General features: G+C 62.9%; 12 protein-coding genes. 6 read left to right on the forward strand and 6 right to left on the reverse strand.

The features are described from left to right. Positions 1-107 precede the first annotated feature (107 nt). The gene (locus tag R2R70_RS08715) at positions 108-1,499 is read left to right on the forward strand and encodes an FAD-dependent oxidoreductase (protein WP_043331433.1); all 1,392 of its coding nucleotides are present in this window, start codon (positions 108-110) and stop codon (positions 1,497-1,499) included. A gap of 94 nt (positions 1,500-1,593) precedes the next feature. On the opposite strand, the gene rsd is transcribed toward R2R70_RS08715, so the two are convergent. The 6 genes from rsd to R2R70_RS08745 all read right to left on the reverse strand — a co-directional run bounded on the left by rsd (position 1,594) and on the right by R2R70_RS08745 (position 8,795). Continuing rightward, positions 1,594-2,088, reverse strand: a complete 495-nt coding sequence (rsd, locus tag R2R70_RS08720) for a sigma D regulator (protein WP_410977825.1) — start codon at positions 2,086-2,088, stop codon at positions 1,594-1,596. A 126-nt stretch (positions 2,089-2,214) separates the two neighbouring features. Then, the gene (locus tag R2R70_RS08725) at positions 2,215-2,775 is read right to left on the reverse strand and encodes a disulfide bond formation protein B (protein WP_410977826.1); all 561 of its coding nucleotides are present in this window, start codon (positions 2,773-2,775) and stop codon (positions 2,215-2,217) included. Between the two features lie 272 nt (positions 2,776-3,047). Next, a complete protein-coding gene (gene gshA / locus R2R70_RS08730; RefSeq protein WP_082388318.1) occupies positions 3,048-4,646 on the reverse strand; it encodes a glutamate--cysteine ligase in 1,599 nt (532 codons plus the stop codon). Between the two features lie 164 nt (positions 4,647-4,810). Beyond that, the gene (locus R2R70_RS08735; RefSeq protein WP_279839851.1) at positions 4,811-7,234 is read right to left on the reverse strand and encodes a Tex family protein; all 2,424 of its coding nucleotides are present in this window, start codon (positions 7,232-7,234) and stop codon (positions 4,811-4,813) included. 160 nt (positions 7,235-7,394) lie between these two features. Continuing rightward, complete coding sequence (gene msrB, locus R2R70_RS08740) at positions 7,395-7,892, reverse strand: peptide-methionine (R)-S-oxide reductase MsrB (RefSeq protein WP_107336174.1); 498 nt, start codon at positions 7,890-7,892, stop codon at positions 7,395-7,397. Between the two features lie 141 nt (positions 7,893-8,033). Continuing rightward, positions 8,034-8,795, reverse strand: coding sequence for an SDR family oxidoreductase (locus R2R70_RS08745; RefSeq protein WP_153636394.1), 762 nt, complete (start codon positions 8,793-8,795; stop codon positions 8,034-8,036). Between the two features lie 577 nt (positions 8,796-9,372). Here R2R70_RS08745 and R2R70_RS08750 point away from each other — a divergent pair. The 5 genes from R2R70_RS08750 to R2R70_RS08770 all read left to right on the forward strand — a co-directional run bounded on the left by R2R70_RS08750 (position 9,373) and on the right by R2R70_RS08770 (position 14,440). Then, positions 9,373-9,936: an FxsA family protein gene (locus R2R70_RS08750; protein WP_410977827.1), complete on the forward strand. Its 564-nt coding sequence runs from the start codon at positions 9,373-9,375 to the stop codon at positions 9,934-9,936. 640 nt (positions 9,937-10,576) lie between these two features. Further along, complete coding sequence (locus R2R70_RS08755; RefSeq protein WP_043331438.1) at positions 10,577-10,870, forward strand: co-chaperone GroES; 294 nt, start codon at positions 10,577-10,579, stop codon at positions 10,868-10,870. Positions 10,871-10,927: 57 nt separating this feature from the next. After that, positions 10,928-12,577 (forward strand): chaperonin GroEL, encoded by a 1,650-nt coding sequence (gene groL / locus R2R70_RS08760; RefSeq protein ID WP_043331439.1) that lies wholly within the window; start codon positions 10,928-10,930, stop codon positions 12,575-12,577. 353 nt (positions 12,578-12,930) lie between these two features. Continuing rightward, on the forward strand, positions 12,931-13,749 hold the full coding sequence (locus R2R70_RS08765) for an RNA methyltransferase (RefSeq protein WP_404325223.1): 819 nt from the start codon (positions 12,931-12,933) through the stop codon (positions 13,747-13,749). Between the two features lie 487 nt (positions 13,750-14,236). Next, a complete protein-coding gene (locus R2R70_RS08770) occupies positions 14,237-14,440 on the forward strand; it encodes a hypothetical protein (protein ID WP_410977828.1) in 204 nt (67 codons plus the stop codon). Positions 14,441-14,617: the final 177 nt, after the last annotated feature.

Raw genomic sequence — 14,617 nt, forward strand, 5'->3', positions numbered from 1 at the left:
ACCGTCGAGCCTGGTGCGGCAACTTTTGCCCCGTCACGGCAGGACGGCCTCCGGAATCCCGGTCGGGTCCGGGGGATGTCCCTCACCAACCTTGAGCGTGAGCAGCCATGTCCTCAACGACATACGATGTCCTGATTGTGGGTGGCGGCGTGTCCGGCACCGCCCTTCTCTATGAACTCGCCCGCTACACCGACCTCAAGTCGGTCGGCCTGGTGGAAAAGTACGACCACGTCGCGATCGTCAACTCGCACGGTCGCAACAACTCCCAGACCATTCACTGCGGCGACATCGAGACCAACTACACGGTCGAGAAGGCGCGTGTGACCAAGCGCACCGCGGGCATGGTGGTCAACTTCGCCACCAAGCTCAGCGAGAGTGAGCGCGATCACATCGTCTACAAGTATCCGAAGATGGTGCTGGCGGTCGGTGCCAAGGAATGCCAGTTCCTGCGCAAGCGTTTCGACACCTTCAAGCAGCTGTTCCCCAACCTGAAGCTGCTCGAGCGTGATGACATCGCCGAGCTGGAGCCGAAGGTGGTGGAAGGTCGTCGTCCTGACGAGGAAATCGTCGCACTGGGTTCCACCGACGAATATACCGCCGTCAACTACACCACCCTGTCGGAAGCCTTCGTCAGCGAAGGCGAGAAGGCAGCGGCCGAGAAAGGCATGAACTTCGACGTTCGCCTCTCGACCGCCGTTGAAGACATCCGCAAGGAAGGTGACGTCTACAAGGTCAAGACCGACAAGGGCGAGCTCAGCGCACGCTATGTCGTGGTCAGCGCCGGCGGTCACTCCCTGCTGTTCGCCCACAAGATGGGTTACGGCCTGGACAAGTCCTGCCTGCCGATGGCCGGCTCCTTCTACTTCACCCCGAAGGTGCTCAACGGCAAGGTCTACACCATCCAGAACGAGAATCTGCCGTTCGCCGCCGTCCACGGCGACCCGGACGTGCTGGTGGAAGGCAAGACCCGCTTCGGTCCGACCGCCCTGATGCTGCCGCTGCTGGAACGCTACAACGGCAAGACCTTCTGGGAGTTCCTCAAGGTGCTGCGCATGGACCGCAACGTCGTCAAGGCCCTGTGGGACCTGATGAAGGTGCGCGACATCCGCAACTACATCTTCAAGAACTTCATGTTCGAGGTGCCGGTGCTGCGTGAGCGCCTGTTCCACGGCGACATCAAGAAGATCGTGCCGAGCCTGGACGTCAAGGACGTCAGCTTCGCCAAGGGCTTCGGTGGCGTTCGTCCGCAGTTGATCGACAAGAGCAAGCAGAAGCTCGTGATGGGCGAAGCCAAGATCAATCCGGGCACCGGCATCGTCTTCAACATGACGCCGTCACCGGGTGGCACCAGCTGTCTGGGCAACGCCGAGAAGGACATGTATCTCGCGCAGGAATTCCTTGGCTTCAACATCGACAAGGAAACCTTCGAGCGTGATCTGCTGACCGGCGAGATCGAACTGACCGAGATCGAGCGTCCGGAAGCCTCCTCACTGATGTAAGCCTCTTTCGAGACATGCATCGGGATGAGCATCAAAAAGCCCCGCCAGCGAATGCTGGCGGGGCTTTTTGATGGGTGCCTGGCGGGAGGCGGCCTCAGGATACCGATGGGGCCGACTGGGCCATGGGCTCGTGCACCGCATGCAGACGCTGGATCAGCTGATCCTCCAGCGCGAAACGCTCGGTCAGCCCCTGCTGCAGGCGGGCCAGCCATTCCGGCAGTCGTGCGCGATAGTGCTGGCAGCGGGTAGGACTGGAGAAATCCTCATCGAAGGACAGCACCAGCTCGGTGGAGGGCTCCAGACGCTGCATCAGCTGCTCGCAGACCGCCAGCGCCGCGGTGTCCTCGAAGACACGGCCTTCTTCCTTGAGCTGAGGATAGACCTCGAAATGCCCCGCCGAGATGTAGTCCATCAAAAGCTCGATGAAGCGATTGACGCGTGTCATCTCGAGCTGATCGAGGTCATTGACGCAGGCCTCGTGCAGATCCATGAAGCAGACCAGCATCTCGCGTCGCTGGTCCAGCCAGCGATCAACCAACTGATGAACGCCACGAAAGCGTTCCGCCGCAGTGGTGCATTCCTCCAGCATGGGCGCCTCCTCTGGCATGACCCGAACGATAGGGGCTGACATCCGGTGCTCGCCCCGCTGCCAACCCACTATCCTCCATGCCGTGCACGCTGCCAACCCCCCACCATGGTGGCAGGGCATATTGCCTCAACGGCGGAAGCTGCTCCACAGCATCGCCAGCGGTACCAGCGCCAGCCCACAGAAGCCGATCAACGACCACTGCGGGATCGAGAGACCCAGCCATTGCGCACTGATCTGGGCGCACTCACCGGAGGCGTTGAGCACCTGGGTGATCACGTCCCATACCGGCAGCACTTCCAGCATGTAGTTGAGGCCCGGGCCACAGGCCGGCACCTGATCCGGCGGCAGTGACTGCAGCCAGATATGGCGACCCGCCAGCACGACCGCGCCAATGCTGCCGGCCAGTGCGCCCAGCGCGTAGATACGCGTGCCGATGCGTCCGGGGCCATGCAAGGCTCCCAGCAGGAAGAAGACGCCGGCCACGGCCACCGCCACGCGCTGGAAGATGCACAGCGAACACGGCGCCAGATCGAAGGCGAACTGCAGCACGAAGGCCACGCCCAGCAAAAAGGCGCACCCCAGCGCTCCCAACAGACACCATTGACGCCCGCTCCAGCTCGCCAGGCGGGCAAGCCCGCCCTTGCGCGTTACCGGCTGCTGCCCCGATTGTTTGTCCGCTTGTGTCATTTGCCGTCCTTGCCGGTGGAACTCCAGTGGAGTCATGGGTGAGAAATGACGCAGCCGCAAGGCCATCAAGGCCCTGCGACTGCATTGAGGCTTGCACCGCGTCGTGCCCCGCAGCCGCGCTCAGTCTGGCTGCACAGGCCACATACATCATCGGCGCCTCAAGCCTGAGGCGCCGATGATGAAGCGATAGCCGAATCCGTCACTATCAGCGACTGATGCCTATCATGCCGTGTCGCGATGACCTGAACATGAATTGGCGTTGCGTCACGAGATCACGCCGGTTGCGTGCCATGGGCGGACGCGAAGTACTCGGCCATGAAGGTGTCGAAATCCTGATGATCGCCCTTCTCGATATCGCCCTGCTGCTGCAGCGAGGTCTCGACCAGCTGATCGAGCAGATAGCCGCGCGCACGCTCCGTCGGCTCTGACTTGAACTGCTCGGCCTGACCCTTGGCCAGTGCCAGCACTTCGTCGACGAAGTTGCTGCCGTTGTCGAGCATGCTGGTCAGCAGACGGCCCGACGGTGTGGTCTGGGCATCGTCGAAGCGCGGCGCGAGCGCTGCCAGCGCATCACGGTGCGCGCTGCCTGTCTTGTCACCACTGTCGAGCAGGCCCGCGACTTCGCCCAGCTCATCCATGATGTTGGCCGCCAGATCGCGCAGGCGACGCTCTTCACCATTGACGCTCAGGGTCAGCTCCGGATCACGCCCGGCCTCGACCACGCGACGCTTGCTGTTGTCGAGCGTGGCGCATTCCTCGTCGTCGATCCACGGGCTCTCGGTCAGCAGACACCAGATCAGGAAGGTATCGAGGAAGCGGATCTGCGTCTCGTCGATCCCGACCGGCAGGAAGGGGTTGAGGTCCAGACAACGCACTTCGATGTACTCGACACCACGCCCTTCCAGTGCCTGGCTGGGCGTCTCGTTCTGCCGGGTGACACGCTTGGGACGGATGTCGGAGTAGTACTCGTTCTCGATCTGCAGGATGTTGCTGGAGAGCTGCGACCAGCTGCCATCGGCCTGCTTGACGCCCAGCTTCTCGTAATCCTTCCACGGCGTGACGATGGCGTGACGCAGCGTGCCGACGAAGTTGTCCAGCGAGTTGAAGCAGATCTTGAGCTGCGCCTGCACCTTGTTCTGATAGCCCAGGTCCGACATGCGCAGGCTGGTGGCGTAGGCCGAGACCAGGCTGCGGTCCGCCTGACGCTTGAGACGATCATCATTGCCGCCGTCAAGGAAGCTCTCATCGATGCCCGGCGAGGCGCCGAACAGATAGAGCAGGATCCAGCTGTGACGACGGAAGTTGCGGATCAGCTCGAAATAGCGACGTGAGCGGAAGTCGCGCGCATCTTCCGCCTCTGCCCCTTCCAGCCCCTGCAGCAGGCTCCAGAAATCATCCGGCAGCGAGAAGTTGTAATGGATACCGGCAATCGACTGCATGATGCGTCCGTAACGGACGTCCAGCCCCTTGCGGTAGATATGCTTCATGGTGCCGCTGTTGGAGGTGCCGTAATCGGCGATCGGCACGCTGTCATTGCCGTGCAGACGCGGCGGCATGCTGGCCGGCCAGATCAGCTCATCACCCAGGTTGCGATAGCTGAAACGATGCAGGTCAGCCAGAAACTCCAGCGACTCCTTGGGACGAGTGAACACCGGGGTGATGTACTCGAGCAGAGACTCGGAATAGTCCGTGGTGATGTACGGGTGGGTCAGCTTCGACCCCAGAGAACGCGGATGCGGCGTCTGGCTGATGTCACCGCCAGCGGTAACCCGCAGGCCTTCCTTCTCGATACCACGGCGCAGGCGCCCGAAGAGACCCTGACGGGCCTGGGGCGTGAGTCGCGCAATGGCGGACGCGAGTTGCTCGGACAAGGTATGAACCCTTTCGCATGGGGAGAAGCCCAGCCTCTCCGGTCGAATTGGATGACCATGGCCCGCGTGCTGCACCGGATGCCATGCAAGACGCGAACGGCAGCTACCGTTCGCGTCAGGTCAGTATGCCCACATTATGGGCGCGTAAAAAATGCTTTCAAGGCTTATGATTTCGACTTGCGCGCATTGAGCAATGCTGCTGCCATCGCATTGTTGGCCGGTGCCGCGCCGCCGCTCGCGCCAGAATTGCTGCCGCGACCACCGCGCTCCTGACGGCCACCGCCGCCTTGCGAGCGCCCACCGCGACCACCCTCTGCGCCGCGTCGCGCCTCGCCTGCCGCGCCTTTCTCGGCGGGAGTATCGCTCATGCGCATGCTCAGCGCGATGCGCGCGCGCGGGATGTCGACTTCCATCACCTTGACGCTGACGATGTCGCCCGCCTTGACCACCTCGCGCGGGTCGGCAACATACTTTTGCGACAGGGCAGAGATGTGTACCAGGCCGTCCTGATGCACGCCGATGTCCACGAAGGCCCCGAAGTGAGTCACGTTGGTGACGACGCCCTCAAGCTTCATGCCCGGCTCGAGGTCCTTGAGGGTCTCGACACCCTCCTTGAACTCGGCGAAGCGGAATTCGGGGCGCGGGTCGCGTCCCGGCTTGTCCAGCTCACGCAGGATGTCGGTCACCGTCGGCAGACCGAAGTGCTCATCGGTGAATTCCGTCGGCTTCACGGTGCGCAGGAAGGCGCTGTCACCCAGCAGACTCGGCAGATCACGCCCGTGCGCCTTGGCGATACGCTCGACCAGCGGATAGGCCTCCGGGTGGACGGCACTGGCATCCAGCGGATTCTTGCCGGAGGCGATGCGCAGGAAACCGGCACACTGCTCGAAGGTGCGCGGACCCAGCCGGCTGACCTTGAGCAATTCCTGGCGCGAAGCGAAACGGCCATTGGCATCACGGTGCGCGACAATATTCTCGGCAAGCGTGGTGTTGAGACCCGCGACGCGTGACAGCAGCGCGCTTGAGGCCATGTTGAGGTCGACGCCGACACCGTTGACGCAATCCTCGACGACGGCTTCCAGACTGCGCCCCAGCTGCACCTGACTGACATCGTGCTGGTACTGGCCGACGCCGATGGACTTGGGCTCGATCTTGACCAGCTCGCCCAGCGGGTCCTGCAGACGGCGGGCGATGGAGACCGCGCCGCGGATGGTCACGTCCAGGTCCGGGAATTCGCGCGCCGCATATTCCGAGGCGGAATAGATGGATGCGCCGGCCTCGTTGACCATCACCTTCTGCAGGCGACGGCCGGACAGGCGCGTCAGCACGTCGGCGGCCAGCTTGTCGGTCTCGCGCGAGGCGGTGCCGTTGCCGATGGCGATCAGCTCGACGTCATGCCGCTCGACCAGCTTGACCAGCTCGGCCACCGAGGCGTCCCAGCGATTGTGTGGCGCATGCGGATAGATGGTGGCCTGATCGACATACTTGCCGGTGGCATCCACCACCGCGACCTTGACGCCGGTACGCAGGCCCGGGTCCAGGCCCAGCGTGGCCTTGGGGCCCGCCGGCGCCGCCAGCAGCAGGTCCTTCAAATTGTCGGCGAAGACCTGGATGGCCTCCTGCTCGGCGCGCTCGCGCAGGCGGCCGATCAGCTCGCTTTCCAGATGGGTATAAAGCTTGACGCGCCAGGTCCAGCGCACCACTTCCTTCAACCAGCGGTCTGCGGCACGCCCCTGATCCTCGATGGAGAAATGCGCCGCGATGGCGCCTTCCATCGGGTGACGCGGCAGGTCGTCTTCGCCTTCCAGCTTGAGCGCGAGGCTCAGCACGCCTTCGTTGCGGCCACGCAGCATGGCCAGCGCACGGTGCGAGGGGGCCTTGTGCAGCGGCTCATCATGCTCGAAGTAATCGGAGAACTTGGCGCCCTCCTGCTCCTTGCCCTTCATGACGCGCGCACTGAGGATGCCGTCGTCCCACAGACGTTGACGCAGGCGACCGACCAGCGCGGCGTCCTCCGCGAAGCGCTCCATCAGAATCTGCTTGGCGCCATCCAGCGCCGCCTTGGTATCAGCAACGTCCTTGTCGGCAGCGACGAAGCCAGCCGCCTGAGCCTCCGGCTCCAGCGTCGGGTCCGCGAGCAGCGCATCGGCCAGAGGCTCAAGCCCCGCTTCACGCGCGATCTGGGCCTTGGTACGGCGCTTCTTGCGATACGGCAGATAGAGATCTTCCAGGCGCTGCTTGCTGTCGGCGGCCAGCACATCCCGCTCAAGCGTGGCGCTCAGCTTGTTCTGCTCGGCGATCGACTCGAGCACTACCTGACGCCGCTCCTCCAGCTCACGCAGATAGCGCAGGCGCTCTTCGAGCTGACGCATCTGGGTGTCATCGAGCCCGCCGGTGGCTTCCTTGCGGTAGCGCGAGATGAACGGCACGGTCGCGCCGCCATCCAGCAGCTCGACGGTGGCGGTGATCTGTTCTTCGCGCACCCCAAGCTCACCGGCCAGCGCCTGTTGGATGCGGCGAGTGGTGGCAGCGGGCGACAGCGTCGGTGCAGGACGGGAAGTGGTAGCGTCAGTTGCAGTAGCGTCCATGAAACGTCAGTCCCTTACAGCAGAATTCATGCGGCAATATACAGACGGCCCGGTCGTGGAATCGACCGGGCCGTCTGTATCACGATGTCGTCACGTTACCACAAAGCGGCAAGATTGCTTTAGCCGCTCACTGCGCCAGCCGGGATGCCTCCCAAGCGCCTCACGCGGGCACGAAGCGCAGCGCGACACCATTGTTGCACCAGCGCAGGCCGGTGGGTTCGGGGCCATCCTCGAAGACATGCCCCTGATGCCCGCCGCAGCGCGCGCAGTGATATTCGGTGCGCGGCCAGATGAGTCCGTAGTCGGTCTTGGTCAGAAGGCGGCCTTCGATATGATCGAAGAAGCTGGGCCAGCCGGTGCCGGACTCGAACTTGGTGGCAGAAGAGAACAGCGCCAGATCACAACCGGCACAGCGATACTCCCCCTCGCGGTGCTCCTTGTTGAGCTCGCTGGAGCCCGCACGCTCGGTACCCTCCTCGCGCAGCACGCGATACTGCTCCGGGCTCAGGCGGGCACGCCATTCGTCTTCCTCGAGGGTCAGCGGCGTGATGTCCGCGCCGCGCTCGAGCTCAAGCTCCGGACGCGCGGCAGACAGCCTGGGCAGCGCCAGCATCGCTCCCGCCCCCAGCACCAGCCCCATGAATTGGCGACGTTGCATGACGTGTCTCCTTGTAGCAATGAACGGCAATACTGACTTCTACGCGCAGCGGCCTGCGCTGGATGCATTCGCCATGAGAAAGCCCCCACGATGCTGCCATCGCGGGGGCTTCAGTCTCATCGGCTGACGCCAGCCATCAGGTCAGATGCGCAGACCACCATCACATTCGATCACCCGCCCGGTGAAGTAGTCATTGTCGAAGATGAAGGCCACGCTGCTGGCGATATCTTCCGGGCGGCCCAGGTCGCGCATCGGGATGCCACTCTTGATCTTGTCGAGCATCTCCGGCTTCATGCCGGCGGTCATCTCGGTGGCGATGAAGCCCGGCGCCACGGCACCGACGCGAATCCTGTAGCGTGCCAGCTCCTTGGCCCAGGTCACGCTCAGCGCCGCAACACCGGACTTGGCGGCGGTGTAGTTGCTCTGCCCCATGTTGCCGGCGCGCGAGATGCTGGAGATATTGACGATCACGCCCGGCTGGCCGGCCTCGATCATCTGGCTGGCGGCTTCCCGCGTGCACAGGAAGACACCGGTCAGATTGACATCGATGACCTGCTGCCAGCTGGACAGCGACATGGTCTTCTCCACCACGCCATCACGCGCCTTGATCAGCAGCCCATCGCGGGTGATGCCGGCATTGTTGACCAGACCGCTCACCGGTCCCAATGCGCTCTTGATGGCCGAGAAGGCCGCCGTGACGGAATCCTCTTCCGCGACATTGGTCACGAAACCCTGCGCCTTGATGCCTGCAGCCTCCAGACTCGCGACGGCGTCATCCAGGCCGTCCTGTTCGATATCCAGCAGCGCCAGTACCGCTCCCTTCTCGCCCAGATAGCGCGCCATGGCCAACCCCAGCCCACGAGCGCCGCCCGTAATCGCGATGACCTTGTCGTCAAGCTTCATGTCCCGTCTCCCAGGTTGTCTGCCGGCAGTGAGGAACGTCTGCCGGATGCGAGGCCCGCATGCCGTACGGGCGTCACGATCTATGTGTCGAGTGTCCCGCACCGCGTCCTTCAGTGTTGAGCGTCATCGTGACAGAGAATGCCTCGGGATGACGCCCGCTGCCAGCTCGCGGTGAATTCTCATGATGCAGTGCAACAGATCACGGCGTGTCCTGCCTCAACGCAGGCGAGATCCGCCAACGCAACGCGCTGGCGGCGTCAACGCACGCCGTCAACAGCGTGCGCGAGAGCCGGGAATGCTGATGAGTGAGCCTCGGCCCGCCCCCTGCGGACGCCTGGGCTCTGTCTGTCCAACCCTCCCTGGCCGGTTCTCCCTGCCCAGTCCTTCTGTTGTGCACTGCAACATGCAACATCGTTCAGCATGGCACCGCTACTCCTGCAGCGCCAGCCATCCACGCCGCCGATCATCAGCCGCTCATCAGCCGGCCATGAGCCCGATTCGACTGTTCCCCATCCGGCGGCTGGTTTACCCTTGACGCATTGGCGCAACCTGCCATTTACCTGCTTCGGGAGAGACGATGCCCATACTGTTAGTGATTACCCTGTTCGGGTTATTGGATTTCGTGGTGCTGTTCAGCCTCGGCAGCCAGATCGGCCTGCTGCCGACCTTGGCGCTGGTGCTGATCACCGGTGCTGTCGGCTTGCATCTGATTCGCCGCGAAGGTCGCGCGACACTGATGCGCGCCCAGGAACGCCTGCAACGTGGCGAGATGCCTTCCGGCGAGCTGATGGAAGGCGCGGCGCTGATCTTCGGCGGCGCCCTGTTGATGGCGCCGGGCTTTCTGTCTGATGCCTTCGGCCTGCTGTGCCTGCTCCCCGCCTCACGGGGACTGTTGACGCGTGGCCTGAGCGGCAATGGCGCGATCGCGCGCTTCTTCAAGGGCCGCTTCTCGGCTGCGGGAACCTCGCGCAGCACCCGCACGGGTGACTGGGAAGCCGACGCCCGTGCTGACAGCGCATCACGCACCAGTGGCGATCAGCAGCACGCAAGCGGCAACCATGCGGGGCAGCAAGGCAGCAGCCAGCAGACCGGCGAGCCGCTGGAAGGCGATTACATCAGCCGTGACGAGCCGCGCCTCTAGCGCCTTGTCACGCACAAGCACCACGCGTAATCGTCTGCTTGAGAACCATGTTTGAAAGTCATGTTTGAGAGGCAGGTTAGAGAGCGATGGGCCCGGCACTGGAACACCAGTGCCGGGCCTTTTTGATTCGTGATATCTCGCTTCACAGGCTCCATCACGCTGCCATGTCCAGCCTTGGCGTGTACTACCCCTTCCCTGCCCCCCGCCTGTCACTGGCAGAGTTCGCGCTCTGTGAGCTGCCCGCCCGAACCCTTGCGTCCTGCAATGACGCTCACCCTGGCCGATGACCACCCTCTGGCGTCTTGTACCAATGGACACCGTCTAGAGGCTGCCAGCTATATGCCAACGGTGAATGGCTCGGATACACTCAAGCCGTTGATTCATCTGGCGGAACCTTGCGGTAGACAGACTGCACCTAGGGTGCGTAGCTTTCATGCGACGCACAAGATGCGCCGATTTGAAATTTTTTTATGATCGCCTACTTGAAAGCTGTCCCCCCGCCACCATAAAAGCGGTGCAATGGATAACGGCCACGCCCCCAGCGGCGGGGCCCAACACTCGGTAGGCAACCCCATTGAACGCCAGACTCACCGACAAAGAACGGGAGCTGGCGGGATTTACCATCAGGAGAACGTGAGCAATGAACATTCGTCCCTTGCACGATCGCGTCGTGGTTCGTCGCGTGGAAGAAGAACAGAAAACTGCAGGTGGCATCGTTCTGCCCGGCAGCGCCCAGGAAAAGCCGACCCGTGGCGAGATTCTCGCTGCCGGTAACGGTCGCATCCTCGAAAACGGTGAAGTTCGCCCGCTGGACGTGAAAGTCGGCGATACCGTGATCTTCAAGGATGGCTACGGCGTCGAGAAGCAGAAAATCGACGGCGAAGAGGTGCTGATCATGAGCGAGAGCGACATCCTCGCCGTGGTGGAAGGCTGAGTTTCAGCTTTTTCGGGTTCCAACGCTTCGACTTACTGATTAAAGGTAGAGATAAACATGGCTGCAAAAGACGTTCGTTTCTCCGATGATGCACGCAAGCGCATGGCGCGTGGTGTCAATGTCCTGGCCGACGCGGTCAAGACTACCCTCGGTCCGAAAGGCCGTAACGTGGTACTGGAAAAATCCTTCGGCGCCCCGACCGTCACCAAGGACGGCGTTTCCGTCGCCAAGGAAATCGAGCTGAAGGATCGCTTCGAGAACATGGGCGCCCAGATGGTCAAGGAAGTCGCTTCCAAGACTTCTGACGTGGCTGGCGACGGCACCACCACCGCCACCGTGCTGGCTCAGTCCATCGTCAACGAAGGCCTGAAAGGCGTGACCGCGGGCATGAACCCGATGGACCTGAAGCGCGGCATCGACAAGGCCGTCATCGAAGCCGTCAAGGCCGTGCGTGAACTGTCCGTGCCGTGCACCGACACCAAGGCCATCGCCCAGGTCGGCACCATCTCCGCCAATGGCGACTCTCGCATCGGCGAGATCATCGCGGAAGCGATGGAGAAGGTCGGCAAGGAAGGCGTCATCACCGTCGATGAAGGTCGCGGCTTCGAAGACGAGCTGGAAGTGGTCGAAGGCATGCAGTTCGATCGCGGTTACCTGTCTCCGTACTTCGTCACCAACCAGGACACCATGGCGGTCGAACTCGAAGACCCGTACATCCTGCTGGTCGACAAGAAGATCTCCAACATCCGCGAACTGCTGCCGGTGCTGGAAGGCGTTGCCAAGTCCGGCAAGCCGCTGGCGATCATCGCCGAAGACATCGAAGGCGAAGCGCTGGCGACTCTGGTCGTCAACACCATGCGCGGTATCGTCAAGGTCGCTGCCGTCAAGGCACCGGGCTTCGGTGACCGTCGCAAGGCCATGCTGCAGGACATCGCTGTCCTGACCGGTGGTACCGTGATTTCCGAAGAAGTCGGTCTCAACCTCGAGCAGGCCAACCTGGACCACCTGGGCACCGCCAAGCGCGTGACCATGTCCAAGGAAAACACCACCATCATCGATGGCGCCGGCAACGAAGGCGATATCGAAGCACGCGTTGCCCAGATCCGCGCTCAGATCGAGGAAACCTCCTCTGATTACGACCGCGAGAAGCTGCAGGAACGTGTCGCCAAGCTGGCCGGCGGCGTTGCCGTCATCCGCGTCGGTGCTGCCACCGAAGTCGAGATGAAAGAGAAGAAGGCTCGCGTCGAAGACGCCCTGCACTCCACTCGTGCAGCCGTCGAGGAAGGCGTCGTGCCTGGCGGTGGTACTGCCCTGGTTCGCGTGCTGGGTCAGCTGGTCGACCTGAAGGGCGACAACGAAGATCAGACTCACGGTATCGCCATCGCACTGCGTGCCATGGAAGCGCCGCTGCGTCAGATCGTCACCAACGCCGGTGAAGAAGCCTCTGTCGTGCTCAACAACGTCAAGGCTGGCGAAGGTAACTACGGTTACAACGCCTCTACCGGCGTCTACGGCGACATGTTCGAGATGGGCGTACTGGACCCGGCCAAGGTGACCCGTTCTGCACTGCAGTCCGCGGCCTCCATCGGCGGCCTGATGATAACCACCGAATGCATGATCGCTGAAGATCCGGAAGACAAGGCCGCTGCCGGCGGCGGCGACATGGGTGGTATGGGCGGCATGGGTGGCATGGGCGGCATGATGTAAGCCAGCCTCCCCCCACGACTCACCCGTCGTGACCCGAACCGCTCCTGCGCAAGCAGGGGCGGTTTTTTCATGCCTGTCATTCGGCGAGCGCTGCGAGCTCCATGCGGCGAGCAGCGCGAGACCCATACAGTGAACGCCGTGGCCCTCATGCAGTAAGCGCCGCGGCTCTCGGTACCTGACGCCTCCCGCTCACCACGCTACACTAGGCGCCACTTTTTGCCGCGACCCGAGACATGGCGCCTGGTGATGACAGTGCATCGAGGCTGACGATGCATTGAGGCTGAAATGCCTACGGTCACGACCGATGACGCCAACCGCTCAGGCCGCGCGCCTCGCTTGCCCAGGACCTTCTCATGACTGATACCCCCGCCGCTTCCCCGACCACTAGCGCCCTCGACAATGTGCGTGTCGTACTGGTGCAGACCTTCCATCCCGGCAACATCGGCGCCACCGCTCGCGCCATCCTGACCATGGGCATCAAGGACCTGGTGCTGGTCAATCCGCGCTGCTTCCCCGACGAGGAAGCGACACGCATGGCCAGCGGTGCCGCGGAACTGCTGGAAAATGCGCGCGTGGTCGAGCGCCTGGAAGACGCCGTCAATGACTGCCAGCTGGTCATCGGGGCCAGCGCTCGCCTGCGCAGCGTCCCGCTGCCCCACTTCGATGAGCCACGCGAGATGGCGGCGCACGCCATGGATATCGCGCGCGATGGCAAGGTGGCGCTGGTATTCGGCCGCGAGCGCTTCGGACTGACCAACGAGGAGATCGCCTGCTGCACGCATCAGGTGTCGATCCCCACCAACCCGGACTACGGCATCCTCAACGTCTCACAGGCCGTCCAGGTGCTGGCGCACGAGTGCCGCAGTGCATGGCGTCTGACGCTCGACAAGCCTCAGGAGGCGCCTGTCGCGCGCCGTGAGGATGATCAGCTGCCGACCCGCGAACAACTCGGCTACTTCCATGAGCATCTCGGTCGCGCCCTGCAGGGCTCCGGCTTCCTCAACCAGCCCCACTCCCAGACCGAAGAGCGGCTGCGCGCCCTGTTCGCGCGTGCCGAGCCGACACGTCGCGAGCTCTCCATCCTGCGTGGCATGCTGTCCAATCTTGAGCGCCAGACGGCAGCGGCGAACGCTGGCGCAGACAGCGAGCAGAGCGATCACGAGGCGTCCTGAGTCGCGCGCGGCCGCCCCGTCATATACTGAGGCTCGGACTGTTGCTACTTGGCTCTCGCCACTTCGCAACAGCCTGTCAGCGCAACGTCATCCTTCTGACATGGATCAAGGTGCACTGTAGACCTTCCGCTATGCTTGATAGGCAAGACGTCAGGCACCGCAGAACCCGGCACACAGCCTAGATATAGAAATACCGGTATAGAAATACCGGTATAGAAATACCGGCATAGAGATACGGCACAGACCCATGCAGTAGCTGCAGCCAAGCAGTGCTCACACACGAAGGCTGCAGTGTCAGGCAAAGGCTCCTTTGCGACCTTGAGACCTGCCACGCAGGTCGAGAACTGCCGCAAGAGCAGGCAGAGACGCCGCCACGCCAACACACGAAGGGCCATGACAGGCCAGCGTGGCGACGCACCTCGAGACACCCACAAGAAGAGCCGACCCTGATCCCATCCACGACCATGGACTCACGGAGCGCCTTTACATGACTCAGACAGCCGCACGACAGACTCAGACCCCGGACGCGGAACAGCTGGCCAGCGACATCCACCAGCTGGAAGCTCGCCTGCTCAAGACCGACCCGAAGCAGGAACCGACGCTCTACCGCAGCCTGTACTGCACGATCTCGCTACGTCAGATGCAACTGCTGGCCAAGGTCAGTCAGCCCGCGGCCTCGCAGGCGCACTGAACGACGCCAGATGAGGTGGTGCACAGGTGGCGACTGGTAATGACCAGCAACAACGATCAACGATGACCCGCAGCCACCCGTAACGACCAGGCATGAAAAAACCGCCACCCCGAAGGGTGGCGGTTTTTTTCGTTCCCGCATATGACATGCGTCTCATGCAGGATACCGATTCGGAGA

The organism is Cobetia sp. SIMBA_158 (genome assembly GCF_046566945.1).
Classification (GTDB): Bacteria; Pseudomonadota; Gammaproteobacteria; order Pseudomonadales; family Halomonadaceae; genus Cobetia; species Cobetia amphilecti.